20 protein-coding genes and 3 pseudogenes are annotated in these 26,891 nt (G+C 73.6%); 16 read left to right on the forward strand and 7 right to left on the reverse strand.

Going from position 1 to position 26,891, the window contains the following annotated elements; all coding sequences use genetic code 11:
• Nucleotides 1–74: 74 nt before the first annotated feature.
• The 4 genes and pseudogenes from GL259_RS38065 to GL259_RS37065 all read left to right on the forward strand — a co-directional run bounded on the left by GL259_RS38065 (nt 75) and on the right by GL259_RS37065 (nt 3,428).
• Entirely contained in the window at nt 75–1,385 is a 1,311-nt protein-coding gene (locus GL259_RS38065) for a hypothetical protein (protein WP_159538116.1), read from the forward strand.
• An 18-nt stretch (nt 1,386–1,403) separates the two neighbouring features.
• Nucleotides 1,404–1,634, forward strand: a pseudogene (locus GL259_RS37055) (hypothetical protein); the annotation flags it as partial.
• A 637-nt stretch (nt 1,635–2,271) separates the two neighbouring features.
• A complete protein-coding gene (locus tag GL259_RS37060; RefSeq protein ID WP_159538118.1) occupies nt 2,272–2,649 on the forward strand; it encodes a hypothetical protein in 378 nt (125 codons plus the stop codon).
• A gap of 104 nt (nt 2,650–2,753) precedes the next feature.
• On the forward strand, nt 2,754–3,428 hold the full coding sequence (locus GL259_RS37065) for a LysE family translocator (RefSeq protein WP_159538120.1): 675 nt from the start codon (nt 2,754–2,756) through the stop codon (nt 3,426–3,428).
• A gap of 264 nt (nt 3,429–3,692) precedes the next feature.
• Here the strand turns inward: GL259_RS37065 and GL259_RS37070 are convergent, their stop codons facing one another.
• From GL259_RS37070 to GL259_RS37090, 5 genes and pseudogenes are all read right to left on the reverse strand, one after another.
• Complete coding sequence (locus tag GL259_RS37070) at nt 3,693–4,304, reverse strand: hypothetical protein (protein WP_159538122.1); 612 nt, start codon at nt 4,302–4,304, stop codon at nt 3,693–3,695.
• Nucleotides 4,301–5,716 (reverse strand): HAMP domain-containing sensor histidine kinase, encoded by a 1,416-nt coding sequence (locus GL259_RS37075; RefSeq protein WP_243762626.1) that lies wholly within the window; start codon nt 5,714–5,716, stop codon nt 4,301–4,303. Before GL259_RS37075 ends, GL259_RS37070 begins: the two co-directional genes overlap by 4 nt.
• Nucleotides 5,717–5,853: 137 nt before the next feature.
• Nucleotides 5,854–6,537 carry a response regulator transcription factor gene (locus tag GL259_RS37080; RefSeq protein ID WP_159538126.1) on the reverse strand — a complete coding sequence of 228 codons (684 nt, stop codon included), beginning with the start codon at nt 6,535–6,537 and terminating at the stop codon, nt 5,854–5,856.
• A gap of 23 nt (nt 6,538–6,560) precedes the next feature.
• The gene (gene murJ, locus GL259_RS37085) at nt 6,561–8,231 is read right to left on the reverse strand and encodes a murein biosynthesis integral membrane protein MurJ (RefSeq protein ID WP_279578647.1); all 1,671 of its coding nucleotides are present in this window, start codon (nt 8,229–8,231) and stop codon (nt 6,561–6,563) included.
• Nucleotides 8,228–9,368 (reverse strand): annotated as a pseudogene (locus GL259_RS37090) (peptidoglycan bridge formation glycyltransferase FemA/FemB family protein). The gene murJ and the pseudogene GL259_RS37090 overlap by 4 nt, the downstream one beginning before the upstream one ends.
• 268 nt (nt 9,369–9,636) lie before the next feature.
• Between GL259_RS37090 and GL259_RS37095 the strand changes: the two are divergent.
• The 3 genes and pseudogenes from GL259_RS37095 (at nt 9,637) to GL259_RS37100 (ending at nt 11,943) form a co-directional block, all read left to right on the forward strand.
• Nucleotides 9,637–10,836, forward strand: a complete 1,200-nt coding sequence (locus GL259_RS37095; RefSeq protein WP_159538130.1) for an Ig-like domain-containing protein — start codon at nt 9,637–9,639, stop codon at nt 10,834–10,836.
• Nucleotides 10,837–10,915: 79 nt separating this feature from the next.
• Nucleotides 10,916–11,043: pseudogene (locus tag GL259_RS39595) on the forward strand (IS5/IS1182 family transposase); the annotation flags it as partial.
• 510 nt (nt 11,044–11,553) lie between these two features.
• Nucleotides 11,554–11,943 carry a hypothetical protein gene (locus GL259_RS37100; RefSeq protein ID WP_159538132.1) on the forward strand — a complete coding sequence of 130 codons (390 nt, stop codon included), beginning with the start codon at nt 11,554–11,556 and terminating at the stop codon, nt 11,941–11,943.
• A gap of 284 nt (nt 11,944–12,227) precedes the next feature.
• Here GL259_RS37100 and GL259_RS37105 read toward each other — a convergent pair whose 3' ends face one another.
• A complete protein-coding gene (locus tag GL259_RS37105; protein WP_243762514.1) occupies nt 12,228–13,733 on the reverse strand; it encodes a M1 family metallopeptidase in 1,506 nt (501 codons plus the stop codon).
• Between the two features lie 791 nt (nt 13,734–14,524).
• On the opposite strand from GL259_RS37105, the gene GL259_RS37110 reads away from it, so the two are divergent.
• The 3 genes from GL259_RS37110 (at nt 14,525) to GL259_RS37120 (ending at nt 16,666) form a co-directional block, all read left to right on the forward strand.
• Nucleotides 14,525–14,947, forward strand: a complete 423-nt coding sequence (locus GL259_RS37110; protein WP_159538136.1) for an ATP-binding protein — start codon at nt 14,525–14,527, stop codon at nt 14,945–14,947.
• Nucleotides 14,944–15,402 carry a Fur family transcriptional regulator gene (locus GL259_RS37115; RefSeq protein ID WP_208026579.1) on the forward strand — a complete coding sequence of 153 codons (459 nt, stop codon included), beginning with the start codon at nt 14,944–14,946 and terminating at the stop codon, nt 15,400–15,402. Before GL259_RS37110 ends, GL259_RS37115 begins: the two co-directional genes overlap by 4 nt.
• A gap of 151 nt (nt 15,403–15,553) precedes the next feature.
• Complete coding sequence (locus GL259_RS37120; RefSeq protein WP_243762515.1) at nt 15,554–16,666, forward strand: PP2C family protein-serine/threonine phosphatase; 1,113 nt, start codon at nt 15,554–15,556, stop codon at nt 16,664–16,666.
• A gap of 710 nt (nt 16,667–17,376) precedes the next feature.
• Here the strand turns inward: GL259_RS37120 and GL259_RS37125 are convergent.
• Nucleotides 17,377–19,335 (reverse strand): acyl-CoA dehydrogenase, encoded by a 1,959-nt coding sequence (locus GL259_RS37125; protein WP_243762516.1) that lies wholly within the window; start codon nt 19,333–19,335, stop codon nt 17,377–17,379.
• 320 nt (nt 19,336–19,655) lie between these two features.
• On the opposite strand from GL259_RS37125, the gene GL259_RS37130 reads away from it, so the two are divergent.
• The 6 genes from GL259_RS37130 to GL259_RS37155 all read left to right on the forward strand — a co-directional run bounded on the left by GL259_RS37130 (nt 19,656) and on the right by GL259_RS37155 (nt 26,735).
• Nucleotides 19,656–20,336: a ScbR family autoregulator-binding transcription factor gene (locus GL259_RS37130; RefSeq protein ID WP_159528433.1), complete on the forward strand. Its 681-nt coding sequence runs from the start codon at nt 19,656–19,658 to the stop codon at nt 20,334–20,336.
• Nucleotides 20,337–20,441: 105 nt separating this feature from the next.
• The gene (locus tag GL259_RS37135) at nt 20,442–21,671 is read left to right on the forward strand and encodes a cytochrome P450 (RefSeq protein ID WP_159538140.1); all 1,230 of its coding nucleotides are present in this window, start codon (nt 20,442–20,444) and stop codon (nt 21,669–21,671) included.
• Nucleotides 21,672–22,937: 1,266 nt separating this feature from the next.
• Nucleotides 22,938–23,135 carry an acyl-CoA carboxylase subunit epsilon gene (locus GL259_RS37140; RefSeq protein ID WP_159528431.1) on the forward strand — a complete coding sequence of 66 codons (198 nt, stop codon included), beginning with the start codon at nt 22,938–22,940 and terminating at the stop codon, nt 23,133–23,135.
• Between the two features lie 117 nt (nt 23,136–23,252).
• Nucleotides 23,253–24,836 (forward strand): acyl-CoA carboxylase subunit beta, encoded by a 1,584-nt coding sequence (locus tag GL259_RS37145; protein ID WP_159539278.1) that lies wholly within the window; start codon nt 23,253–23,255, stop codon nt 24,834–24,836.
• A 32-nt stretch (nt 24,837–24,868) separates the two neighbouring features.
• Nucleotides 24,869–25,498, forward strand: a complete 630-nt coding sequence (locus GL259_RS37150) for a ScbR family autoregulator-binding transcription factor (RefSeq protein ID WP_243762517.1) — start codon at nt 24,869–24,871, stop codon at nt 25,496–25,498.
• 409 nt (nt 25,499–25,907) lie between these two features.
• Nucleotides 25,908–26,735, forward strand: coding sequence for an AfsR/SARP family transcriptional regulator (locus GL259_RS37155; RefSeq protein ID WP_159538144.1), 828 nt, complete (start codon nt 25,908–25,910; stop codon nt 26,733–26,735).
• Nucleotides 26,736–26,891 lie beyond the last annotated feature (156 nt).

Below are 26,891 nucleotides of genomic sequence, written 5' to 3' on the forward strand. Positions count from 1 at the left end.
CCGGGATCAGCGCGGCACCATGTCGGTGCCGTGCCGTAGGTTGCCGGGCAGGACGTGTTCTTGGCGGCGAGGGGATGAGGATGCGCAGGCCGGTCGAGGGGGAAGTCCACGTTCACTACGGCCAGATCCACGTCGAGAGCGATCCGGACAGCTTCGGCCCGGACCTCCGGGAGTCGTTCGCCGGGCAGAGTGCCGGGTTGTGCGGGGCAGCGGTACCCGGCGCGCTGTGGCTGTCGACCGGGCTGCACACGGGCAACGTCGGCTTCACCGTCGAGGTGCACGACCAGGCTCCGCCACTGGACCCGGTGTGGGAGGACGTGGTGGAGGTGTCCTTCCGCCCTGTCTCGGCCGGCAGCGCTCTCGTGCAATGGGCAGGGGAGGCCTCCTGGGACCTCGACCTGGAAGAGATCGATTACCGGGTGCGCTACTGCGCCAAGGGCATGGACGAGGCACGCCGGCAGGACACCCGGCTGGACGACGAGCCTCGGCTGGACTGCTACCTGCTGCAGTTCTGGCCCGCCCCGCCCGCACCGGACCGCGTACTGAAACAGACCTCCGGGACCGCCGCGTACGGGCACGACTACGCCCGCCGGCAGCCGGCCCCACCCACACCGGCCGAACGCGCCGAAGCCGAACGCCAGGCCCGTCTCGCACAGGAACAGGCCGAAGAAGAGCACCGGCTCGCCCACGAACGCCGGCAGTGGGGCGGACAAGTACCGAGCCAGGCCCTGCGCGATGTCCGTGGCAACGTGCGCGGCCTGCTCGCCTTCGACCCGTCCCTCGTCCACGCCATCGACGCCGCCGGCCCCGGGACCCAGCGGGCGACAGCGCTGCTGGCCGCGCGCCGCGCCTGCGAGGCGGCCGGGCTGGCCGAGCTCGACTGGATCGCCGCAGGACTCACCGCCCTGGCCGAGGGCCGCCCGCTGCCGCCACCCCTCGACGACCTGGACCGGGCATGTCGGGCTCTGGAGTCCGACCCGCGTGTCCCCGACAGGACCGTCGGCCGGGCCGTCCCGCCCGAGCGGCCCCCCTTCCGGTCACCCGCCCGCCACGACGCGCACACGCCGACGCCCGAGCCCGTACCGGTCCCGCGGATCATCGGTCCCGCGGCCGCCATGGCGAAGCCGCCGAGCCCTGCCGCACCGCCGGCGCCGCAACCCGGGGAAGCGACGCCGTACACGATGAGGATCACCTTCGGCGAGCCGGACCCTGCCCTGCGGATGTCCCAGCCCCACATGGCCCTGCCCGCACTGTTCGGCGCCGCCGAAGCCGACCCGCTCCAGGCGGCCCTGGACGCGGTGTACGCGGCTGTGACCACCTACGGCGAGGACTACCGGACACTCCTGCAAGAGATCCGGTCCGCGTGCCGGGGAAGTCGACAGTGAGCAGGACCCGGGGGAACCGTGAACCGACCACTGCTGTTCCTCGGCGTGGACGGCCCGCTCAACCCTTACGCGGCCAAGCCGCACAGACGTCCCGACGGCTACACCACGCTCAGGGTGCCGCCGGCCGACGGGGCCCATGAGGAGGACAGGGGCTTCTCGTCCCGGCGGCGCCCCCTGCGGGTCTGGCTCAACCCGGAGCACGGGCGATTCCTGCTCCGGCTCGGTTTCGAGCTGTGCTGGGCCACCACTCGGCCGGTGCCGTTCTGGGTGTTCACGGCGATCGCCGCGCTCGGCGCCGTTTCCGCTGTGGTGCGGCTCCAGCATATGTGGAACACCCATCAGCGCCGAGCCCTGCCCACGCGGACACGATTCCTCGGCCTCCTCCTCGCCCTGTACGGGGTGTACGTCGTCTCCCGCGTCATCAACGGCATGGCTGAACAGAACGCCGGGACCGCGAGGAGACCCTGCGGTGGAATTCCTCCGCCCCCGTTGAGCTGCCACCTGTCGGGCCGGCACGCCCACCCTGGGCAGCAGCACGCGGTTGCGGCGCAGCCACCCCGCCACGTGGTCGAACAACGCCTTCGGGCCCTCGGCGTGCTTCCACGCCCGGCCGTGCGGCAACGTCCCGCCCGCCCGGTCCGGCTGCGCGCCCTGGCCGCCCGGGCCCGGGAGCACGGTGCCCCCCCTCGTGGCGGACGACATCCAGACGGGCTGCGGACGCACCGGACCGTTCTTCTCCCTTCCTTCGGAACGGCCTGAACCGGTCCCGGTCCCGGTCTCGTCTGCCTGCCCGAGTCCATCAGCGGGTACGGGACGCCCATGGCCCTGACGCTCATGCGCCCCGAGTACGACGTGTGGAAGCCCGGCGAGCACAACGGCACGTTCCGTGGATACGACCCGCGTTCGTCACCGGGCCCGCACGCTGGGACTGTTCTGGTCCGACCGTGCTCCGGAGAACCGGACCACCGCCCTGGGCGAACGGGTGCGCCGCGCCCCCACCGAGACCGCCCGCCGGCCCGGGCCGGCCGCCCCGCGCGGGCGCGGTCCGGCCGGGAGCCTGCCCTTCGACCGCCCCGGTGCGGCCCGCGAGGTGTGCGACGCCGCTCACCGGGACGGCCTGTTGCTGAAGACGGCCGGGCCCCACGACGAGGCGGCCAAGGTCCTGCCGCCGCTGACCGTGGCGGACGAGCACCGGAAACGGGGCCTGGGAATGCTCGACGAAGCCGTCGCCCCGGTGGTCGGCAGGCGAACGCTCGCGGCCTGAGCGGGTCTCAGCGGACCAGGGCCGGACAGGACGGGCCAGGACCCGGCCCATGACGAGACCCCTCGGTGGGGGACAGGCCACGGGACGAGCGAAGGGAAGAGCGGATGTCGGTCGACCTGGCGGGTTTCCTCGGTGTCGTTCTGGTGGCCTACGTGGTCCCCGGCCCGGACTTCCTGGTGGTGGTGCGCTCGGCCGCCGAGCACCCCGTCAAGGGACGGGCCGCGGCGCTGGGCGCCCAGACCGGACTGTGCGTGCACATGCTCGCCGCCGCCGCGGGGCTGTCGCTGCTCGCCGCCCGCTCTCCCGCGGTCTACGACGCCATCAAGCTGCTCGGCGCGGCCTACCTGGTCCACCTCGGGATCCGGGCGGTCCTGGCCGCCCGGCGGACCGTCCGCGAGCGCCGCGCCGAGGCAGCGGCGGCAGACGGCCCGGAGGGGCTCACCGCTCCGCGGGCCCCGGCCCCGGACGAGCCGGCCCGCGGCCGGTGGCGGTCCGGCTTCACCGAGGGCTTCCTCACCAACGTGCTCAACCCCAAGGCGGCGCTGTTCTTCCTCAGCATCCTGCCGCAGTTCGTGCACGGCGGCGGTTCGACCGCGCGGCAGATCTTCTTCCTCGGCATCCTCGACGTCCTGATCGGCGTCGTCTACTGGTTCGCCCTCGTCGCCGTCGCCGCGCGGCTGCGGGCCTTCCTCGCCCGGCCGGAGATCCGCCACCGCTGGGAGCTGACGACCGGCTGGCTGTTCATCGGCATCGGCATCGGCGTCGCCGCGGCCTCCTGAGGCGGGGCGGGGCGGGGCGTAGGAAGGAGGAGACAGCGGGGAGGCCGATGCCTCCCCCAAGTCCTTTCTCGGAGCGCTCGGCCAGCTCGACAGTGGTGGTTCGTCATTCCGGGAGACGCCCGGACCGGGACGAGGCCGATGTCCAGGGGAACGGACAGCGCCTCATGGCACGCGTCGCACCCGCGGGCCGGGACTTCACCTCGTCGAACCGCCGTCGGAGACCCCAGGGGCAGACGAGACCGACCACGCCCGGCGCGCCGGGCGTCAAGGCCGTCGTCTCGACGCCGGGTCGAGGTCGCAGGATCCTGACGTCGACGCGTCGTCCGTCCCCCTCAGCCGCACGGTGACCCGGCCGTCGGCGTCATGGCTGTAGGCGATCGTGCAGATCAGCTGGCGCAGTGCGGCCCGGTCCAGTCCGTCCAGTGCGACCGGCAGGTCGGTCGTGACCTTCTCGCCGCCGGGCGAGACCTCCACCCGGAGTGCTCCGGCCGACAGGGCGGGGGGAGCGGGAGGAAGGGACGTGGTGAGCCCCGCTCTCCGGTCCCGTTCGTCGGGACCGGAGAACAGCGCGAGGATCACCTTCTCCGTCGCCACGGGTGCGGAGCCCGCGCCGGTGGGGACCTGACCGGCGACCATGCCGCCCTCGGGACCGTACTCGATCACGGAATCGGCGGACCGGACCACCGGGCTGATCACGCCTTCGCGGGAGTGGAAGAAGAGCAGCATCTCGAGGTCATGGTCGACGAAAGCCTGGACGGAGGCGGGACCGCCCGCCTCGATCACGTCGGTCTCCCGGATGCCGCAGCCGCCGAGCAGCAGCATCCCCGACGCGACGGCGACCGCGCCGGTACGCCGGCACGTCCGCGCACGTCTCATCCGCCGGCCTCCTCCGGGTGGAGCGGTATCTCGACGGTGAAGACGGCACCGCCCTCGGGGAGGTTCCCGGCGCGGACGGTTCCGCCGTGCAGCCGCACGTTCTCCAGGGTGATCGCCAGCCCCAGGCCGCTGCCCGCCGACCGGGTGCGCGCCGCGTCGGCCTTGTAGAACCGGTCGAAGATGTGCGGAAGCGCGTCGGGCCGGATACCGGGCCCGCTGTCGGCGACCTCGGTGATCAGTACCGGCGGGCCGGGGGAGCGCGCCTCTTCGCGCAGGCTGACGGTGACGGGCGCGCCGCCGTGCCGCAGGGCGTTGCCGACGAGGTTGGCGACGACGACGTCGAAGCGGCGCGGGTCGATCCGGGCGCGGATGCCGAGGGGAAGGCCGGTGTGGACGCGGGGGGCGGTCCAGTGCCGGTTCTGCAGCGTCTTGCCGATGGTCTCGGCGACGTCGACCTCGTCGGTGTTGAGCTCGGCCGCGCGGGCGTCGAAGCGGGAGATCTCCATCAGGTCCTCGACGAGCACGGCGAGCTTTCCGGTCTCGGTACTGACCAGGCGGACCGCCCGGGCGGTGTCGGGGTCGAGCCGGTCGGCGTCCTCGTCGAGGACCTCGGTGACGGCGAGCATCCCGGCGAGCGGGGTGCGCAGTTCGTGGGAGACGTCGGAGGCGAAGCGGCGGGCGCGGGCCTCGGCCTCGCGCAGCTCGCGCACGGAGGTCTCCAGTTCGGCCGCGGACTCGTTGAAGGTGCGGGCCAGGTCGGCCAGTTCGTCGCTGCCGCGCACCGCGATCCGGGTGTCGAGTCTGCCGCTGCCCATGCTCCGGGCGGCCTCGCGCAGTTCCCGCACGGGGCGCAGCACGCTGCGGGCGGCGATCAGGCCGGGGATCAGCGCGACGGCGAGACCGGGCAGGGCACCGTCGCGGGCGGCCACGAGGAGCGCGTCGACGCCGACCTGTTCGTCGGTCATCCGCATGACGGCGTAGAGGACGAGTCCGCTGGGCAGCACGCCGTCGGGGCCGGTCCTGAAGACGGTGGGCATGGCGATGGTCAGGTAGGGCACGCCGTCCTTGACGACCCGCTCGAAGCTGCCGTGGGGATCGGCCCGCGCGGCGCGGCGCAGTTCGGGGGTGATGACGGTGGAGACGGGGTTCTCGCCGGAGGAGGCGCGCAGCGACCCGTACTCCGCGAACACCACCCAGGGATGCGGCTTTCCCTTGCGGGCGATGTCACGCAGGATCTCCTCCAGCCCCTCCTCCTGCACGGGCAGGGACCAGCCGGTCTGCTGGACCTGGTCGCGGAACGAGGAGACCGCGGTGTCCTGGGCGGTCTTCAGCAGCGCGTTGCGGGCCTCGCGGTAGGTCAGCGCGGAGGTGGTGCCCGCGCTGACGGCGGCGACCAGCAGGAAGGCGAACACCAGCCGGGTGCGCAGCCCGAACGTCCTGGCCCGCGCCCGCCCCGCGGAAGCGCCGACGGGCGTCGTACCGTCGTCGGCCGCGCGGCGGCGGCCGGCACGTCCGCCGGCAGCCCGCCGCGCGAGGCCGGTGCCGGAGGTCACAGCGGTCCGAAGCGGTAACCGAAGCCCCGCAGCGTCTGGATGTAGCGGGGGCTGCCCGCCTCGTCCTCGACCTTGCCGCGCAGCCGTGCGACGCAGGCGTCGACCAGTCGTGCGTCGGCGTGGAAGCTGTGCTCCCACACGTGCTCCAGCAACTGCTGCCTGCTGAACACCTGTTCGGGGGTGGCGGACAGGTGCAGGAGCAGCCTGAGTTCGGAGGGGGCGAGCGCGAGGCGCCGGCCGGACTTGGTGACACTCAGCCCGGCCCGGTCGACGACCAGGTCGCCGTGGACCTCGACGGCCGTCCGGCCCTGGCCGGTGTTGTCGATGCGGCGCAGCACGGCGCAGATGCGGGCCTCGATCACCGCGGTGCGGGCGGGTTTGACGATGTAGTCGTCGGCGCCGGCCTCCAGGCCGATCACCACGTCGAAGTCGTCGCCCCGGGCGGTGAGCATGATGATCGGCAGCTGGCTCTGCTCACGGACCCGCCGGCAGACCTGCACGCCGTTCATGCCGGGGAGCATCAGGTCCAGCAGCATCAGGTCGGGCCGGAATTCGGTCAGCGCGGCGAGACCGGCCTCACCGGTCGCGGCCACCCGTACCTCGTGTCCACGGCGGCGCAGACCGAGTTCGACTCCTTCGCGTACGGAAGGGTCGTCCTCGATGAGGAGCACGCGGGGCATGTGCAGTTCTCCCTCGGTGGTGGTCAGGACCGGGTCGGTCTCCGGCGCAGGCCGGAGAGCAGGGCGTCGAGCTCGGTGAGCCGCAGCGGGCGGGCGAGCACGCCGAAGGTGAGCACGACGGCGGCGGCCCCGGCGGTTGCGGCGGCGAGGGCCCCGGCCCGTGCGGCGCCCAGCGCGGCCAGGTGGCCCAGCACGGTGGCGGGTACGGCTGCGACGAGGAGCCGTGCGTGCGTGGCCGCGGCGGCCGAGCGCAGCGGACGGGCGACGGCGAGGCGGTGGCTCAGCACCCTGGCCGTCACCGCCCAGCCCGCGCACAGCGCCACCGAGTACGCCGCCGCCATGCCGGTCACGGCCCAGCGGGCGGGCAGCAGTTGGGCGGCCGCCACGGACAGTCCCGCGTTGAGGGCGACGGTCACCAGGTTGAGCAGGAACGGGGTGCGGGTGTCGGAGAGCGCGTAGAAGGTGCGCGACAGCACGTACTGGCCCGACACGGCGAGGAGTCCGGGCGCGAAGGCCGTCAAAATCCCGGCCGTGGCCGCGGTGTCGTCGGCACCGGTCCTGCCGTACCCGAAGACGAGGGCCGTCACCGGCTGGGCGAGGGCGAGCAGCACGCACGCGGCGGGTACGACGGCGGACGCGGAGGTGCGCAGGGCCCGGGAGACGTCGCGCCGCAGCGCGGCGGTGTCCCCGTCGGCGGCGGCCGCGCTCATCCGGGGCATCAGGGCGGTCACCAGGGACACCGTGATGACGCCGTGCGGTACGGCCCACAGGACGTAGGCGTTGTTGTACGCGCTGTATCCCGGGCCGCCTTCGAGGCCCGCGGCCGTGGCCAGCCGGGTGGTGACCCAGTGGGCGGCCTGGTTGGCCAGCACGAGCAGCACCAGCCAGAGGGCCGACCGCAACGGGCGGGTCAGCCCGCTGCCGCGCCAGTCGAAGCGGGGCCGCCAGCGAAACCGGGCCGCGCGCAGCGCGGGCAGGAGGACGAGGGTCTGGACGGCGATCCCGGCGGTCGTGCCCCAGCCGAGCAAGGCCGTCCCGGTCGCGGTGAGCGTGTCCCCGCCGCCGGCGGCGAAGGCCAGATACAGGCCGAACACGGTGATGACGACGAGGTTGTTGACGACCGGCGCCCACATCATCGCGCCGAACCGGCCGCGTGCGTTGAGGACCTGACCGAGCAGGGTGAACAGCCCGAGGAAGAAGATCTGCGGCAGGCAGTAGCGGGCGAACGCGGTTGTCATGGCGGCCTGCCCGCCGCTGTAGTCGGTGTACGCGTCGACGATCGCGGGAGCCGCCCACACCGCGGTCGCGGTGATCGCCAGCAGGGCGGCCACGCAGACCGTGACGAGCCGGTCGGTGTACGCGCCGCCGCCGTCCTCGTGCTCCTTGGCCGCCTTGACCAGCTCGGGGACGAAGACGGCGTTGAGCGCGCCGCCGAGGAGGAGCATGTAGACGATGGTGGGCAGCGAGTTGCCGACCGCGTAGCCGTCGGCGGTCGGCCCGATGGTGCCGAGCGCCGCCGCGACCACGGCGGAGCGGGCGAAGCCGGTGGCCCGGGAGACGACCGACCCGGCGGCCATGACGGCACTGCTGCGTGCCGTGGACGTCGCCTTCGCACCGGCGCCGCCGTCGCCGGACCGTTCGCCGTCCGGCCGGACGGCGGTGCCGCCCGTACCGGTCGGAGCCGTGGCGCTCACCGGCGGTTCAGGTACGCCTGGAAGGCGCGGTGGAGCGTCTGGTTGGCGGTGCCGCCCAACGGTCTCTCCCATTCCCCCAGCGTCTCGACGACCTGTCCGCCGGTGCCGAGCTTCCACCGCAGCAGTCCGTACGCACGCTCGGCGGGGTCGAGAGTGGAGGGCACCCCGCGCATGTCGTAGACGTCGGCGCCGAGGGCGTGCGCGTCCAGCAGCATCCGCCACTGCAGGGCGTTGGAGGGCCGCACCTCGCGGCGGTGGCCGGCCGAGGCGCCGGTCTGGTACCAGACCTGGCCACCCACGGTGATCATCGTGTGGGCCGCGAGGATCTCACCGCGGTGACGGGCCAGGTACAGCTTCATCCGGCCCGGCTCCTCGGCGTTGAGCGCCGCGTACTGACGCTCGTAGTAGGCGAGGGAGCGGCCGAGCCGGAAGCCGTCGCGCCGCTCGGTGATGCCCAGCAGCCGGTGGAAATCGGGGAGTTCGGCGGCGCTGCCCACGACCACCTCCACGCCCTCCTTCCGGGCGCGCCGGACGTTGCGCCGCCACTCCTGGTTGAGTCCTGACCACAGGTCCTCGGTGGTGCGTCCGGCGAGCGGTATCCGGAAGACGTGGCGGGGCTGGGCGTCCCCGTCGTCCGCGGACCCGTCACCGCCGCAGCGGCGCCACCCCCGCGCGCAGCCGCTCGGCGACGGCGGTGCCGAGCGGGTCGACCTCGCTGGCGAGCACGTCGCCCAGTCGGCGGCCCGGTCCGGTGAGCGGCTTCAGCGCGGAGGCGTCCCAGCGCCGGTACGCGGGCGAGGGGCCCATGCGCACGGCGAACGCGCCCGCGCCGCGCAGATGGTCGAGCAGCGGCGTGAGCCAGACGTCGACGTCGGGATCCGCCCAGTCGGCCACGGGTCCCTCGGGAAGGTAGGCGAAGTACTTGCGGGTGCCGGGGAACTGACGCAGCAGCACCAGCGCCACACCGCTCAGCGCGCCCGGTCCCGGACCGGTTCCCCAGCCGAGCAGCCGGGCCCGCCAGCCCTCCTTGACGTCGGCCCAGGAGGGGCACTGCAGGAATCCGGGGCCGAGGGCCCGGCCGGCGGGCGACGCCAGGAAGGCGCGGTAGGCCCCGGGCGTGACGGGCCCGAGGAACACCGGTCCCTTCCCCGCCCGGGGGACGCGGCCGGGCGGTACGAGCAGTGCTGACACGGTCTGAGCCTCACCTTCTCCCCGGCTGGTCACGGGGACGCCGAGGATGCTCACAGCGGCCCGTGACCGCTCCGCGCGGCGAATGTGACGAGACCATGACCGCTCCTCACCAACCGCCGTCACATCGCCCCGTAGCGGCTGACCTGGTCTTCTCCGGCTCTAGAGTCACGACGGTCCGCTCGTCACCGCGGAGTCGTCCGGCCCGGAGGTCCCCTTGCACCGCACCCGTGTGTCCGCCCATGCCCCGATACGGGCCGCCGTCGCGGCGGCCCTGCTGGCGCCGCTCGCCGCCTGCTCGTCGAGTCCGTCGCCGACCCCTTCGGACGCGCCGCGGACCGAGAAGTCCGACGGCCGGCCCGTCACGGTCACCGTCACGCCCGAGGGACGGCGGGCCGCGCCGGGCCGGCCGGTGACGGTCACCGCCTCCCACGGCCGTCTCACCTCGGTGACCGTCACCGACGCCGACGGCCGCCGGCTGCCCGGCAAGGTCGCGGACGACGGCGGAAAGTGGGTCTCGGACCGCAAGGCCGCGCCCGGCACGGCCTACACGGTCACCGCCACGACCCGGACCGAGGGCGGCACCCCCGCCACCACGAAGACGTCCTTCACCACGGTCGAGGCGGACAAGGTCAACAAGGTCGACTGGCGCCCGGGCACCGGCACCACCGTCGGCGTGGCCCAGCCGATCTCCCTGGTCTTCGACCACCCGGTCAGGAACCGCGCCGAGGTCGAGAAGCAACTCGAAGTCACCACCTCGGACGGCACCGGGGGCTCCTGGGGCTGGATACGCGACTGGTCGGGCAGGGACAGGGTCGACTGGCGTCCGAAGTCGTACTGGAAGCCCGGGACGAAGGTGACGCTGAACGCCGAACTGAACGGCACCGACTCGGGTCCCGGCGGCTGGTTCGTACGCGACTACACGACGACCTTCACCGTCGGTGCCCGGCAGGTCGTCGAGGTCGACCTCGACCGCCACCGGCTCACGCTGGTACGCGACGGCAGGACCGTCCGGAGCATCCCGGTCTCCGGCGGCACACCCGGTGGGGACAAGCGCTCCTGGCGCGGAACGGCCGTGCTCATGGCCAAGGAGGGCACCATCAACATGAACTCCGAGACGGTCGGACTCGGCGACGCCTACGACAAGACGGTCGACCACTCGATGCGGCTGACCTGGTCGGGCATGTACGCGCACGCCGCCCCGTGGAACGCTCCCCACTTCGGCAACGCCAACCGCAGTTCGGGCTGCATAGGCATGAGCGACGCGGACGCGGCCTGGTTCTACCGGCAGGTACGGCCGGGCGACCCGTTCGAGATCACGGGCAAGGACACCAAGGGCGTGGTCGCCCCGGGGAACGGCTTCGGCGCGTGGAACGTGTCGTGGACCGCCTGGCGGCAGAAGAGCGCGCTGCGGTGAGGACGGCGGCGCCTGCCGGCCGGGGCGCGGCTTGGCCGAAGGGCGTTGCAGAAGGCCGTGGACTGGACATCTGCGTTGTATGGTTCGGGTGTTGAGGGCCGAGCGAGTGTGGGGGAGACGTTCACGGGGCTGCGGACCGACCCGTTCGGTCGGTCGCTGAGGGCGATCAGGGAACGCGGTGGCGAGGGTTGCGGCCGGGGCCGTCCGTGACGGCTGCCGCCGGCCGAGGGGGTGCTGCTGGTGGCCGTGCAGCCGACTGGAGGCCGGCCTCACCGGCGCCGACCGGATCAAGGAGGGATTCCCGAAGGACCGGACGGCCGGCGACGGAACCGGCACCGGCGGCGCGAGCAACCACGGCACCGCCGCCGACCTGGCGATCGTCCGGTCACCCGGATCGGACGCGCCGCTCGTCCTGTCGGTGTTCGCCCACCGCAACCATGACAACGCCCCGCACGACGGCAAGGTGATCGCATCCACCGCCACCGCGCCGGCCACGGCCCTCGGCAGACTCCGACCGGCCATGGGTCCGGCACACAGTCGGTGCAACAGAAACGCACGCGCGGAGGCGACCACGGGACCACGCCCGATGCGGTCGGTCAGGCCGCGGGAGCGGTGGGCGGCGCGGGCCGGTCGCATCGTGGCCCCGCCCGCACACGGCCGGTGCCCCCACCCGCCCGCGTCGGGACCACCGGTCCGTGACCAGCAAGGAGACCCGCCATGCAGTACGTGCGACACGCCAAAGGCGCTCTCACCGTCGCCGCCGCCACCGTGGCCTGCCACGCCCTCATGTCCGCCGGCTACACGTGGGCCCGCGGCAGCGCGGCCGCGAGCGGGGACACGATGTTCTCCGGCGCCTTCGAGTTCCTGCTCACCACGGCCGCTTCCTGGGCTCTCATGCCCCTCCTGCTGTGGGCCGGCATGCGGGTAACGGGGGAGACCGGCAACGCCGTGCTGGTGCTCGTCGGTGGGCTGGTCTGGGCGGGGCTCTCCGGGTACTACATCGATGACATCGACTTCCCGGGCGGGCACATGCCGGTCCTGGCCCTCGCCGCATACGTCCTTCTTGGGACAGGGCTGGCCGGGGCCGGCGCGGACAGCCGCCGCTGAGGCTCGCCCGTCACGGATCCCGATGGCCCGGGGAGGGACGTCCGGATGGGACGCACGTCTCCGTACCGGCACGATCCGGAACCGGATCACCGGCGTCACCGGACGACCCACCACGGCCCGGGCCGCGAGCCCGCCACGCTCCGGCGCCCCGTCGGACAGTCACCCGCCCGACAGCGTGGCAACGCCCGTGCACATGACGCCGCTGCCCGTTCGCGACGCCCGCAGCGGCGGCACCGAGGCCGGGTGTGCGGCTGCTGCGGCCTTCGCCGCAGCAGCCGCGGTGCTCACGCGTGAGGCGAGCAGCACAGCGTCGCGCTTGCGGCATCCTTCGAGAGGTGCGGTTGACGGCGGGCGGTCGCCACCGGCGGGGTGACGACCCAGTCCGGGTGACCGGGCATCCGCGGGGTTCTCGTGCCGTACAGCCACTCGTTGAGGAAGCCCGACAGGTCCTGACCGGATGTCTCGGAGGCTGTGGCGATGTAGTCCTTCGTGGATGCCGACGAGTGGCGGTGGCGGTCCAGGAAGGCCCGCTCGATGCGCTGGAAGACCTCCTCACCCACCAGGGACCACAGCGCGTACAGGACCAGTACTCCGCCGGTGTAGCGCTGGCTGTGGAAGAGGTTGGCAGCGGTCGGTGCGGCGACCGGCCCCGCGTCCCGCCTCCACTGGTCACCGCGGGAGTAGACGTCCTTCATCCGTGCTTCCATGCTGGTCAGCCCCAGGCTGTCCGGCCAGCCGCGCTCGTAACGGTAGAGCAGGCCGTAGTAGTCGGCGTGTCCTTCATTGAGCCAGAGATCGGCCCAGGTGGCGGGGGAGACGAGGTTGCCGAACCAGCTGTGGACCAGTTCGTGCATCATGTGCGAGCCGATCGCACTCTCCTTCTGGAGGAGGTAGTTCGGCTTGTAGACGGTCAGGGTCTGCGTTTCCAGGCCGGTGAAGTCGAAGGCGTTCGCCGCGTCCGTGTTGGCCGGCAGAATGCCGTAGGTCTCGAAGGGGAAGCCGCCCAGGCGCTGCTCTATCCAGGACAACTGAGCCGGTGTCAGGGACAGGGCCGGTTCGAGTGCCTCGGCGCGCGCCACAGGGACCACGTCGCGCAACGGCAGGCCGTTGGGGCCCGCTCGGTCGACCACCTTGTACTCGCCCACGGAGACCTGGACCAGCTCGGTGGCGACCGGATGCTTCGAACGGTACGTCCAGGTGGTGGTGCCGTCGCCCTTCTTGTCCGTGGCGACCAGCGATCCGGTGGCCACACCCGTCAGACCGTCCGGCGCGGTGACGCGGATCGTGAAGTCCGCCTTGTCGCTCGGGTGGTCGTTGCAGGGGAAGACGGTACGCGCCAGGTCCGGCTGCGGGGCGGTCGCGAATCCGTCGTCGGTCGGCACCCATCCGTTGTAGGGGAAGCTCAGCTTGCGCGGATCGGCACGGTAGTGCACGCGCACGGTCGTGCACGCACCGGCGGGCAGGGCCGTCGAGGGGGTGACGAGCAGTTTCTCGGGCTGCTGCTCGTACGCCGCCTTCCGCTTGCCCACCCATACCGCGTCGACCTCGGGGCCGAGCAGGTCGAGTGAGAAGCCGGCGAGGCGTTCGGTGGTCCGGATCGTGATCGTCGCCTTGGCGTCCACCAGCTTGGTGTCGGCGTGGTAGGTGAAGTCGAGCAGGTAGGCCGCCACCCGGTAGCCGGTGTTGCCCAGGGAGGGGAAGACGGGATCCCCGAGGCCGGTTCCGCCGGACGCGTCCCGGGGGAGGTCGTCGCCACCGAGGGCGTACCCGGTCTGTGACGACAGAGCCATGGCCGCCCCCGCACCGAGAAGTGCTGCCGGAGCTGTAACACGCGCACGATACTTCACAAGTACTCTCTCTACGTGTCCTGTTGACGAGTGCATGAAAGCGCGGAGCGCTCCCGACACAGCAAGATGCGAGAACCGGATGATCGGTTCACGAGAAGCGAGAAGTCCGTCAGACGAGCGACTCCTCCGGATTCCGCGGAGCGGCATCCGGGGAAAAAGGTCGGCGTCGCTCCCGGGACGAGGCTCGCCTGCGGCCCCACCCCGGTGATCGACGCCCGCACGTAAGCCCCCGGCCCCGCCGCCCGCACGGGACTGCCGCCCAGGACCGGAGCGAGCACCCCGCGAAGCGGTCGCACCAGCCCTTCGGCCTCGACTTCAAGTGGGCGGAGGCTCACCCTCGTCCCATCGGCCGCTCCGGTGCGCATCGCTCACCGAGTGGATGCACGGCGTGCCGGCGGGTGGTGGTGGTGCGCATCGTGCCGCACACCGCGTGGTGGACGCGGTACGAGAACGCGTCCTGCGCCGGCTCCGGCCGACCCGGCGGAGCGGAGGTCGCGGTGTGTGCGCCACAAAATGTTCCAGATCATGAAAAAGGGCGTCATCCACAAACTTGACCGATTCAAGAAAAGGCGTACGGTCGTGAGGGAGACTGCAACCGTCCCCGAAAGCGCGCCCTTATGGATCGCACAGTTCCCCGGGAAACCCTTCCGGGTGGAACGATCGCCGATGTGGTCGTCCCCGGTCCTCAGCGACCGGCTGCCGCCCTGCCGTCCGGTACGGCGGCCGGAACCCGCGTGGAATCGTTCGTGGGCGGGCCCTGGTCCCTGCCGTGGTCGCCGACCGCGTGCTTCTCGGCGAGGTCCGTCATACGTGACGTGCTGCCGCAGTGGGGTCTGGACGACCTCGTGCCGACCGCCGAGCTGCTGGTCAGCGAACTGGTCAGCAACGCACTGCGTCATGCCTCCGGTCCGCTGCGCCTCACCCTGGAGCGGGTGTCCGACCTCCGCTGTCTGGTCAGCGATGGCACCGCGGACCCTCCCCGCCCGGCCGAGGCGGGCCCGGAGGACGAGTGCGGTCGCGGACTCGCCCTCGTGGACATGCTGGCCGCACGGTGGGGCTGTGAGAGCGGGCCCGAGGGCAAGAGCGTGTGGTTCGAGCTCTCCGGTGACCCCTGCGCACCCGGTCTCGACGGTGATGCGAGGGACGAGGCGGCATGACGGCCTCCGGCACCGCCGATGAACCGATGGCGCTGGCCGCCGAGCGGCTGCGTACGGCGGGTATGCGAGTGACCGCTCCGCGCATGGCGGTGCTGACGGCCGTCTCCGACTCGGGCGGTCACCTCGACGCCGACACCCTGCGTGAGCGTGCTCAGCGGATCACCGGCCGCCTGTCTCTGCAGGCCACCTACAACGTGCTGCACGCCCTCACGGATGCCGGTCTGGTCCGATCCACCCAGATAGCGGGTCACCCCACCCGTTACGAGACCGAGCGCCACGACAACCACCACCACTTCGTGTGCCGGGCCTGCGGTTCCATCCGCGACGTGGAGTGCGTGGTGGGCGCGGCGCCCTGCATGGAACCGCGGCTGCCGGAGGAATACGACACCCAGGAGGCCGCAGTCACGTTCTGGGGCCTGTGCCCCGGCTGCCGGACCGCGGCACCGGTTCCCTGACGGAACCCGCCCTCGCGGCCCCACGACGCGCGGGGAGAGCCCGTGCGCTGCCGTCCGACCGTGCCGGAAAACCGTACGAGCGCTGATCACCGGACACGACCACCTGCGCTGCCGCGATCGATGCCCGTATCGGCCAGATATGATCCCTTTTGTGATCGGCTCAGGAAGGTTCCGGCGTCGCCATCGTCCGAACGATGGCCAGCGGAAAGCCGTGCTGCTGTCACCGGTGATCGTCACCGTCCTCATCACCGGCCTGGCGTTCTCCACTCCGAGGGAGATCGCCTTCAGCCGCCTGCTGCCCGCGGCGCCCGCCCTCGCCGCCGCACTGTGGCCCGTGCTCCCGACGGTCCTGCTGGGGATCTTCTGCTTGCTGATCATGATCGGCCTCAGCTTCGTCTACTCCGATCTGGGGACGCCGTACACGGCCGCCGCGATCATCGCCGTCACCTTGGCGGCCGCGTACGCGAGTCATCTGCGACTCCAGTGGGAGGAGACGCTCTTCCAGGTCCGGCTCGTCGCCGACGCGGCCCAGAAGGTGCTGCTGCGGCCGCTGCCGCACCGGGTCCAGGATGTCGAGATCGAGTCGCTGTACCTGGCGGCCCAGGAGCAGGCCCGGATCGGAGGCGACTTCTACGAGGCCGCCGACACGCCGTACGGCGTCCGGCTGCTCATCGGCGACGTTCGCGGCAAGGGCCTGTCGGCGGTGGGGGCCGCCTCCGCGGTGATCAACTGCTTCCGGGAGAACGCGTACGACCAGCCCGACCTCGGGGCCCTCGTCCGTCGGCTCCAGACCACCATTTCCCGCTACAGCGCCGCGGTCCCCGCTGATGACCAGACGGAGCACTTCGCCACCGCCCTGATCGCCGAGATCCCGCACGGCAGCGGGTACGTCAGAATCCTCAACTGCGGGCACCCGCCGCCGGTGTTCGTGAGCGGCGGGGAGATCCACGTTCTCGAGCCCACCCTCGCCTCGACCCCCCTCAACCTCTCGGCGCTCCTGGGAGACCACTACTACGTGGACACCGTCGCCTTCGTCCCGGGCGACCAGATGTTGCTCTACACCGACGGCGTGACGGAGGCCCGCGACCGAGCCGGCGAGTTCTTCCCGCTGGCGGACTGGGCGCGGCAGCACCACCAGGCGCCGCCCCGTGAGCTGCTGGACCGGCTGCACGCGGACCTGCTCCGCTACGCGGGCGGAAGGCTCGACGACGACATCGCGGCCCTCGCCGTGCGCCGCCGGCACGCCGGGTCTCCGGAGCAGTAGCTCGAGCGCTGTCACGTTGATCGACCGGGGGACGATCCTCGGATTGATCAAGCTGGGAGGGGTCCTCGACGGGCAGTGCGCCGCCGTACGAGGGCATCGCCGGCCCTGCGTGCCGTCCTCACCGCCCGGGTGAGCAGTGGGGCTGTTCGCGCACCCGGAGAGCGGGCCGCGGGTACCGCTCCGGTGTCGCAGCGGAGAACGCCGTCATCGGGCGGCCGCCGACCCCTACGGCCGAGCCGTGTCTCCCCCCGTGTCGCAGAACCACCGGGCTGTCCCGTCCTGGGGGAGACGGGCCGCCCAGCCCTCGGAGCGTGGCGGAACGGACGACATGCGCCAGGCGGGTTCTCCGATGCCCGCACGTGCACCTGCAGCTTCTGGCGAGCAAACCGGACAAGACCGAGAGGGGGCAGCGGTCATGCGTATCGCCGTCTCCGGAGCCAACGGCCTCACCGGCCGCCTGCTCACCGGCCGCCTGCTCACCGCCCAGGCGCTCGCCGCCGGACATCAGGTCGCCGCGAGGCACTCCCCAAGAGCCGAGCCGATACGCCGGCATCCCGCTGAGGCGCTGCCGCACGCTGCCGGTACCGGGCGGCCGGGCGGCGAAGAAGGCGTAGGGACCGTCCAGCCGGCTCATCCTGACCAGGCCCTTGTCCGAACCTCTCGGGCCATGTGGACGGGTGGAGGACGGCCAGCTCGGCCGGGTGCCGGGGTCAGTAGGCGGTGTGGGGGTGGGGGTAGGGGTCGGGGAGGTCGAAGGCGTCGGTGAGGGTGGTGAGGTGGGGGGCGAGGTGGTGGGTGAGGGTGGTGTGGGTGTGGGGGAGGTGGTGGATGTGTTCGGGGGTGAGGTGGTGGTGGGCGAGGAGGTCGCCGGTGTGGGGGGTGATTTGGGTGTGGAGGAAGAGGAGGCAGAGGTGGGTGAGGAGGTCGTGGGTTTCGGGGTCGGTGGTGTGGTGGAGGGCGTGGAGGTAGGCGTCGGTGGTGGTGAGGGCGGTGTGGGCGGTGAGCATGTGGAGGGCGGCGGGGGCGGCGGTGTTCCAGCGGGCGGTGGGGTCGTTGGGGGGCCTTGGCGTAGGGCGGTGCGGGCGCGGGTGTGCCACAGGTCGCGGGTGCGGGCGAGGAGGTGGCGCAGGAAGTGGGGGTCGGTGAGTTGGTGGGGGCCGGTGGGGGGTGGGGGGTGTGGGGTCGGGGGTGTGGTGGAAGAGGAGTTCGGCGGCGGTTTTGGTCCAGATGACGAGGTTGTCGCCTTCGGCGGTGATGGTGCCTTCGATGTAGGCGGGGAAGGCGGACAGGGGGTTGGTGGGCAGGAGGGCGTGGGCGCCGCAGCGTTCGCGGCATTCGGTGGTGATGGTGCGGGCCTGCCAGGTGTTCCAGGCTTTGGTGAGGGCGACGAGGCGTTCGGCGTCGGCGCGGTCGGCGGGGGTGTGGCGGGCCCAGCGGTCGGTGGCGGTGCGGTGCAGGAAGGTCATGCCGTAGGCGGTGGCCAGGGCGGTGAGGAGCCGGCCGTGGTGGGTGCGGTGGGTGTTGAGGGGGATGCGCTGGCCGGGGCGGGGGCCGCTGACGTGGCGGTGCTGGCCGTGGCGGACGGCGATGGCGAGGGCGGCGCGGGTGGCGCCGACGGCGGCGGCGCTCATGCAGAGTTTGCCGGTGGTGACGCGGTTGATGGAGTGCAGGAATCGTTTGCGGGGGTTGCCCAGGGTGCTGGTGAGGGTGCCGGTGTGGTCGAGGCGGCCGTGTTCGGCTTCGAGGAGGGCCTGGCGGGGCAGGCGGACGTGGTCGAAGGCGGTCAGGCAGTGGTCGACGGGGGCGTCGGGGCGCAGGGGCAGGGGGGTGACGCGGATGCCGGGCAGCGGTCCGTGGTCGTCGCTGAGGGGGGTGAGGAAGAGGAAGACGCCGTGGTCGCGGCCGCCGGTGAGGAGGCGGGCGGCGACCAGGGCGGTCTTGGGGCCGCCGGTGGTGCTGGTGTTGGGCATGAATTTCCGGGCGCCGGGGTGGGGGGTGTGCAGGACGAACTCGTCGGTGCGGGGGTCGAGTTCGGCGGTGGTCTCCAGGGCGAAGCTGTCGTTGCCGTGGTCGACCTCGGTGCACAGGAACGTTCCGGTGCGCTGCAGGGAGGTGAAGGGTGACAGGTCGCGCCGGTCGTCCGGGTGGTCCAGGAGGCTGCCGAGGAAGAGGTTGTAGTGGATGCTGGCGAGGGTGCACAGGCCGCCGCCGCCGTCCGCGATCGCGGTCCATTCGTGCAGGGCGGCCAGCAGGTGGGGGTCGCGGGCCAGTCGGGCGGGGTCGTCGAGGGTGTCGTTGACCAGGCGGAGGCGTTCGTAGGACCGGGCGACCTGCTGGGCGGGGGACAGGTCCGGGCGGGGGCGGAACGTTTCGCCGGCGATGAGCCGGCGCCAGGGGGCGTGGATGCGGTTGCGTTCGCTGCGGGGGCCGAACAGCAGGCGGGTCAGCTCCCGGGCGGGGGTCAGGGCGAGCGGCGCGAAGCGGTCGAAGGCCGGGCCGCCGGGGGCCGGGCCGCCGGGGCCGGGCGCTGTCCGCCCGGGCCGCGCTGGGCCGGGAAGGCGGGTGTGGCGCCGGGTGCTGTGGAGCGTTCCTCGGGCTGGACTGTCACAAGGACCATGGCCCTCTCCCCGTTGTCGCAGTTCCGGAAGGCGTGCCGTGCGGTGAGCCAAGAAGATACGGACCTACCGGTTTTCTTACAAGTCAAAGATGAGCAAAACGAGACCGCCGCTGTGGCGGCTTCGGGCCCGGCCGGGTAGCGGAATGCCCGCTTCGGGCGGGGAGGGGCCCGTTATATCCGGCCGGTGCGGGCGGACGCCGGTCAAACGGAAACCGTCCGCTGGGTTTTCTTCAGGTGCGCGGCATCCGGGGAAACCCGCCCGGAGGGGGCGTTCCCGGCGTCCGGCCCGCCGCTTGATCCGGGCCGGGGCGGATGGGAGGATACGAACCTGTCGGTTTCTTTCCGGGGTCTTCCCGGTGGCGGAGGTGGGCGGTGGCGTTGCAGGAACGCGCGGTCAGGACGCGCCATTCCATCCTGGTCGCCGCCGCCGCGGTGTTCGCCGAGGTGGGGTACGAGGCGGCGACGATCTCGGAGATCCTGCAGCGGGCCAGTGTCACCAAGGGGGCCCTGTACTTCCACTTCTCCTCCAAGGAGGAGCTGGCCCAGGAGGTGCTGGCGCACCAGCTGGCCTCGGCGCCGCCGCTGCCCGCGCGCCGGCTGGCGCTGCAGGAGGGGCTGGACGCCACCTTCCTGCTGGCCCACCTGCTGAGCACCGGTGATCCGCTGGTGCGCGGCAGCATCCGGCTCACGGTCGACCAGGGCTCTCCGCAGGACGGCCTGGACCGGCAGGTGCCGATGGCGGCGTGGCTGCAGCACAACGTCGCCCTGCTCACCCGGGCCAGGGACAACGGCGAGCTGCTGCCGCACGTCGACATCGAGGACGCCGCGCGGGTGTTCGTGGCGGCCTTCACCGGGTGCCAGATCCTGTCGAAGATCATGACCGGGCACGCCGACCTCGCCGAGCGGGTGTCCTCCATCGAGCGGCACCTGATGTCCAGCATCGCGGTGCCGGCGGTGCTCATCCGGCTCGACATGGCGCCGGACCGCGGCGCCCGGGTCTACGAACAGGCCCTGCAGCTGCGCCGGGAGGCCGGGGCGGTGGCCGTCGACTGACGCCGCACCCCCTCGGTTTCCTCAATCCGGGCCGCGGTCCGGCCGGGGCGCGCACGGGCACGTCGCAACACAACTGGGCAAGGCCGAACCTGGGGGAGTGCCGAAATGGGAACGACTGCCTGTCCTTACGCCCTGGACGTGACGGGGCGCGACCTCGCCGCGGAGGCGGCGATGCTGCGGGAGCAGGGGCCCGCGGTGCGGGTGGAGCTGCCCGGCGGGGTGCTCGCCTGGGCGGTGGTGGGCCGCGCCCACGTGGAGCGGCTGCTCACCGACCGCCGGGTCTCCCGGGACGCGCGCCGGCACTGGCCCGCGTTCATCGCCGGGGAGATCACCCACGAGTGGCCGCTGTATCCGTGGGTGGCCAACGAGAACATGCTCTTCTCCTACGGGCAGGACCACGCCCGGCTGCGCCGGCTGATCGCCGGGGCGTTCACCGCGCGCCGCTCGCGCGACCAGCGGCCCACGGTGCGGCGCATCGCGGCGGACCTCCTGGACGACCTGGCCGGCACGCCGGCCGGGACCGCGGTGGACCTGCGCACCGCCTACGCCGAACTGCTGCCGCTGCGGGTCATCTGCGAGCTGTACGGCGTGCCCCGCGGCGCCGCCGCCGACGAGCTGAGCTCCGCCCTGCACGCGGTCTTCTGCAGCACCCTGAGCGCCGAGGAGATGACCGCCGCGCGCCTGCGCGCCTACGGGCTGCTCGCCCAGCTGGTGGCGGCCAAGCGCAAGGAGCCCGGTGACGACCTGACCACCTCGCTGATCGACGCGCGGGACAGGGAGGACCGCCTCACCGAGGACGAACTGCTCGGCACGCTCTTCATGATGATCGCCGCGGGCCAGGACACCACCGCCGTCCTGATCACCAATGCCGTCGCGGCCCTGCTGACCCACCCCGAGCAGCTCGAGCACGTCCGCGCCGGCCGCGCCGGCTGGAGCGACGTGATCGACGAGACCCTGCGGGTGCACACGCCCCCGGCGTTCGCGCCCATGCGGTTCGCCGTCGAGGACATCGACCTGGACGGCGTGCTGATCAGACAGGGCGACCCCATCGTCGTCGGGTTCCACGCGGCGGGACTGGAACCGCAGCGGCACGGGCCCGACGCCGGCCGCTTCGACCTGCTGCGCGACCGCAGCGCCGGCCACCTCGGCTTCGGCCACGGCACCCACCGGTGCCTGGGCGCCCCGCTCGCCGAGATCGAGGCCGGCGTCGCCTTCGCCGAACTCTTCGCCCGCTACCCGGACCTGAGGCTGGCCTGCGCACCGCAGGACCTCCAGCCGATGCCCACCTTCATGCTCCACGGCCACCGCTCGCTGCCCGTGCTGCTCGGCCCCTGACACCCACCGCGTCCGCCGCCCCCCGGGGGGGGGCGGGGCGGCGGACACGGCCGGACGGCACCCCACCCACCCGCCCCGCCCGCACGGGAAGGGCGGGCGGCGAGAGGGGCGGGGCGGCGGGGGCGGGGCCGCACGGCGCCCGGCCCCGCACCACCGCCCCGGCACCCCTGCCGGCCCCCGCGGGCCCCGGCGGGTGCCCGCGGCGCTCCGGCACCCCGGGGACCGTCCCGGACACGGGCACGAGCGGCCCGCAACCGGCCCGCAACCGGCCCGGGACCGGACGCGCGGGACCGGCCCGGACGGCCGCGCGCACCGCGCCGGCACCCGGGCCGCCCGCGTCCGCCGGGGCCCCGCCGCCGGACGCACCCCCTTTCCCCCCGCAACCGCCGCCCGGTACCGCGGTGCGCCCGGCGGCGGGCGCGGACGGCGGTACGGCGCCCGGGCACGCGGCGCGCCCGGCGGCGCGCCGGCGCCGGTGCGCACCGCGTCCGCAGGCGCCACCCCGCCCGGCGGACCGGGGCGGCGCGCGGCGCCGGCCCGGTGCCCGCCGGGCACCGGCGCGTCCGCCGGGGGAGGGGCGCCGGCCGGGCGCCGTGCGGGGCCGGGGAGCACCGCCGGCGCGGCCGCTCCCTCCCGGCGCCGGCCGCGCAGCGGCCCGCGGGCACCTGCGGGACCGGCCGGCGCCCGCAGCCTCCCGGCCGCGGGCGCGGCGTGAGGGCGGCCCGGGCGAAGGCGGCACGCCCCGCCGCGGCAAGGGGCCCGCGGCCGGCACCGCACGGCGAGCGGACGCGCCCCCTGCTGCCGCCGGCCGGCCGCGCCGGAAAGACCCGGCGGGCCCCGGCCTCGGCACGGGCCTCCGCCCGGCGCCCGGTGCCGGGCGGAGCCCCGCCGGCGGGACGCGGGCGCGCCCCTCCGCCCGCCCCGGCCCGCCCTCGCCGTCCCGCCCGCCCCGGCCCGCCCGCCCCCGTCGTCCCGCCCGCCCCGGCCCGCCCGCCCCCGTCGTCCCGCCCGCCCCGGCCCGCCCTCGCCGCCCCGGCCCGCCCTCGCCGTCCCGCCCGCCCCGGCCCGCCCGCCCCCGTCGTCCGGCCTGCCCGGGTGCCCGCCCCCGCCGCTCCCGGCCGCGCCCCGGCCGGGCGGGGCGCGGCCGGGAGCGGCGGGGAAGTTCCGGCCGGGACCGTCCGGACGGTCTCGACCGGTTCGAGAGCGGCCCTTGAGCGCGGTGGCCGACGGTTGCGGGGAGCTTCGACAAGAGGGGGAGGCGGCCGGATGGACAGCCCGCACGCCGTACTTCGTGTGGAGCGGGGCCGGGCCACGCGCGAGGAGCTGGCCGCGGTCACCGCCGTGCTGGTCTCGCTGCTGGCCGCGCGGGAGGCGGACACCGGTTCCGGGCCGGCGCCCGGATCGGCGCCGTGGCGCCCCGAGCGGGCCGCCGAGGCCTACCGCTCCCCCTACAACTGGCAGTAGGTCCGCGGGGCGCCTGCCCTGGTACATTCGTGTGCGCGCCAACAAACCGTCCTAGCGGTTTGTTGCCGGGAGGCAGTGTCGGCCGCACCGCGAGGAGGGAGTTGTCCAGTGACGGTCATCGAGGACGGGCCCCGGGTGGCGGCGCGGGCGGCGAGCACGCGCGAGCGCGCGGCCGAGCTGGAGGCGGTGCGCGCGCAGGCGCTGGCCGGACCGGGCGAGAGGGCGACGGCGGCACAGCACGCCAAGGGCAAGCTGACCGCGCGCGAGCGCATCGGGCTGCTGCTGGATGCGGGCTCCTTTTGCGAGGTGGAGCAGTTGCGCCGGCACCGGGCCACCGGGTTCGGCCTGGAGGAGAAGAAGCCGTACACCGACGGTGTGATCACCGGCTGGGGCACGGTGGAGGGCCGCACGGTCTTCGTCTACGCCCACGACTTCAGGATCTTCGGCGGCGCGCTGGGCGAGGCCCACGCCACCAAGATCCACAAGATCATGGACATGGCCATCGCGGCGGGCGCGCCGCTGGTGTCGCTGAACGACGGCGCCGGCGCCCGCATCCAGGAGGGCGTCTCGGCGCTGGCCGGCTACGGCGGCATCTTCCAGCGCAACACCAGGGCGTCCGGGGTGATCCCGCAGATCTCGGTGATGCTCGGCCCGTGCGCGGGCGGCGCGGCCTACAGCCCCGCCCTGACGGACTTCGTGTTCATGGTCCGCGACACCTCGCAGATGTTCATCACCGGCCCCGACGTGGTGAAGGCCGTCACCGGCGAGGAGATCACCCAGAACGGGCTGGGCGGCGCCGACGTGCACGCCGAGACCTCCGGGGTGTGCCACTTCGCCTACGACGACGAGGAGAGCTGCCTGGCGGAGGTGCGCTACCTGCTGTCGCTGCTGCCGCAGAACAACCGCGCCTTCCCGCCCTGCGTGCCGTGCACCGACCCCCAGACCCGGCGGTCCGGGGCGCTGCTGGACGTGGTGCCGGCCGACGGCAACCGGCCCTACGACATGGCCGAGGTCATCGAGGAGATCGTCGACGACGGCGAGTACCTGGAGGTCCACGAGCGCTGGGCGCGCAACGTCATCTGCGCGCTGGCCCGGATGGGCGGCCAGGTCGTGGGCGTCGTCGCCAACCAGCCCCGGGTGCTGGCCGGGGTGCTGGACATCGCCGCGTCCGAGAAGGCCGCCCGCTTCGTGCAGATGTGCGACGCGTTCAACATCCCGATCCTCACCCTCCTGGACGTGCCCGGCTTCCTGCCGGGCGTCGACCAGGAGCACGGCGGCATCATCCGCCACGGCGCCAAGCTGCTGTACGCGTACTGCAACGCCACCGTGCCGCGGATCTCGCTGATCCTGCGCAAGGCCTACGGCGGCGCCTACATCGTCATGGACTCCCAGTCCATCGGCGCCGACCTGACCTACGCCTGGCCGACCAACGAGATCGCCGTGATGGGCGCCGAGGGCGCGGCCAACGTCATCTTCCGCCGGCAGATCGCCGCGTCCGACGACCCCGACGCCACGCGGGAGCGCATGGTCAAGGAGTACAGGGCCGAGCTGATGCACCCCTACTACGCGGCCGAGCGCGGCCTGGTCGACGACGTCATCGACCCCGCCGAGACCCGCGAGGTGCTCATCCGCTCCCTGGCGATGCTGCGCACCAAGCAGGCCGACGTGCCCGCGCGCAAGCACGGCAACCCCCCACAGTAACGGAGCAGCTGATGGTCAAGCAGGAACGCGCAGTGCGCACACGCGAAGCCCTGGTGCGGGCGGCGGCCGAGGCGTTCGACCAGGACGGCTTCGCGGTCGCCTCGCTCACCCGGATCAGTTCCCGGGCCGGGGTGAGCAGCGGCGCACTGCACTTCCACTTCGCCAACAAGGCGGCGCTGGCGGACGCCGTGGAGGAGGCGGCCGCGGTGGTGCTGCGGACCATCACGCAGGAGGCCGCCCGCCCCGGGCGCAGCCCGCTGCAGCACCTGATCGACGCCACCCACCGGCTCGCCGAGGTGCTGCGCGAGGACGTGGTGCTGCGCGCGGGGTTCGAGCTGAGCGGCGAGGCCACCCGGGTGCCGCGCACCGACCTGCGCCGGTGCTGGCGCCACCGGGTCGAGCAGCAGGTGCGCCGCTGCGCCGAGAGCGGCGAGCTGCGCGAGGACGCGACCGCGGACCAGGTCGTCACCGCCGTGGTGGCGGCGACCGTGGGCGTGGAGGTGCTCGGGGTGCGGGACGCCGCCTGGCTCGCCCCGGACACGATCGCGCAGCTGTGGCGGCTGCTGCTGCCCACGCTGGCGTCCGAGGCCGCCCTGGCCCGGCTCAGCCCCGAGGGCCCGGCCCGGCCCGCGGCCGGCCCCCCGGCCCGCGACACCCGCTAGAAGACCGCCCGGTATCTTTCCCCGGCCCCCGCCGGCCGGCCCCGGGCGGGGACGGCGGCCGCACGCCCCCGGCCCGCGCACCGACGCGCGGGCCGGGGGCGCACGTTTTCGGCCGGACGGATCCGGCCGTCCGGCGGCGCTTTGTTTTCGCTGCTCTGTGCGGTGCCGGAGCGGAATCCGGGCTTCAGCCTGGGCTCTTGCCTGGCCGCGCGGCCCCGGCGTCCCGCCGCGCCCGGTCCTCGTCTGGCCGGATACCGCCGCTCGAGCCGGGCTGTGTCTGTCCTGTGTTGACAAACCGACTGTGCTGTTTTTTTATCGAGGGGTTCAATGCCAAGCAGAGCACCGGATTCCGGCGGCGGCAGCAGGTGGGCCCGGTCCCGGTCTCCAGCCCGAACTCGTGGGGGACAATGTGGACATCGAAGTGCTGGGTGCGCTGTCGTTGCGCGAGAACGGGGTGTCGATCGTGCCGACGGCCCCCAAGCCGCGGCAGGTCCTGGCCCTGCTGGCCCTCCACGCCGACCAGGTGGTCCCCGTGACCGCGCTGGTGGAGGAGCTGTGGGGGAGCAAGCCGCCGCGCAGCGCGCGCACCACGCTCCAGACCTACGTGCTGCAGCTGCGGGAGCTGATCGCCGAGGCGCTCGGGCGGGGCGCGGGCGAGCGGTGCACCCCCAAGGACGTCCTGGCCACCGTGCCCGGCGGCTACCGCCTGGACACCCGCTCCGGGAGCATCGACTTCCGCGAGTTCGAGCGCCGGGCGGGCGCCGGCTACCGGGCCATGGACGCCGAGGACTACACCGGGGCGGCCCGCCGCCTGGCCGACGCGCTGGCGCTGTGGACGGGGCCGGCGCTCACCGACATCCAGGCCGGCCCCCGCATCGGCATGGAGGTCAAGCGGCTGGAGGAGGCCCGGCTGTGCGTGCTCGACCAGCGCATCGAGGCCGATCTGCGGCTGGGGCGCCACCGGGAGCTGCTGCCGGAGCTGACCGTGCTGGTCAACCAGTACCGGATGCACGAGAGCCTGCACGGGCAGTTCATGCTGGCGCTGCACCGGTCGGGGCGGCGCGGCGAGGCCCTCGACGTCTACCAGCGGCTGCGCACCACGCTCGTCTCCGAGCTGGGCCTGGAGCCGTCCGCCGCGCTCGGCCGGCTCCAGCGCTCCATCCTCGTGGCCCGTCCCGACGCCCCGCCGGCCCCGGCCGCCGGCGGCGGACGCCGGCTCGCCGCCCGCGCGAACTGACAGGCCGCCACACCGGCGCGCAGGGCGCCGCCCGGCACACCCGCCCCCCCCGGCCCCCCAGGGCGGCACACCCGCCCCCGGGGCGGCGCACGGCCTCCTGGGGGGCGCGCACGGACCGCACCGCCCCGGGACGCACACGGCGCCGCGGCCCCGCGA

This window comes from Streptomyces sp. Tu 3180, assembly GCF_009852415.1.
GTDB lineage: Bacteria > Actinomycetota > Actinomycetes > Streptomycetales > Streptomycetaceae > Streptomyces.

Excerpts from the sequence above, each read along its gene's own strand:
- GL259_RS37140 (WP_159528431.1), top strand. The coding sequence starts at position 22,938 with ATGGACAGCCCGCACGCCGTACTTCGTGTGGAGCGGGGCCGGGCCACG.
- GL259_RS37100 (WP_159538132.1), top strand. The coding sequence starts at position 11,554 with ATGCAGTACGTGCGACACGCCAAAGGCGCTCTCACCGTCGCCGCCGCC.
- GL259_RS37135 (WP_159538140.1), top strand. The coding sequence starts at position 20,442 with ATGGGAACGACTGCCTGTCCTTACGCCCTGGACGTGACGGGGCGCGAC.
- GL259_RS37115 (WP_208026579.1), top strand. The coding sequence starts at position 14,944 with ATGACGGCCTCCGGCACCGCCGATGAACCGATGGCGCTGGCCGCCGAG.
- GL259_RS38065 (WP_159538116.1), top strand. The coding sequence starts at position 75 with ATGAGGATGCGCAGGCCGGTCGAGGGGGAAGTCCACGTTCACTACGGC.
- GL259_RS37065 (WP_159538120.1), top strand. The coding sequence starts at position 2,754 with ATGTCGGTCGACCTGGCGGGTTTCCTCGGTGTCGTTCTGGTGGCCTAC.
- GL259_RS37080 (WP_159538126.1), bottom strand. The coding sequence starts at position 6,537 with ATGCCCCGCGTGCTCCTCATCGAGGACGACCCTTCCGTACGCGAAGGA.
- GL259_RS37105 (WP_243762514.1), bottom strand. The coding sequence starts at position 13,733 with ATGGCTCTGTCGTCACAGACCGGGTACGCCCTCGGTGGCGACGACCTC.
- GL259_RS37070 (WP_159538122.1), bottom strand. The coding sequence starts at position 4,304 with ATGAGACGTGCGCGGACGTGCCGGCGTACCGGCGCGGTCGCCGTCGCG.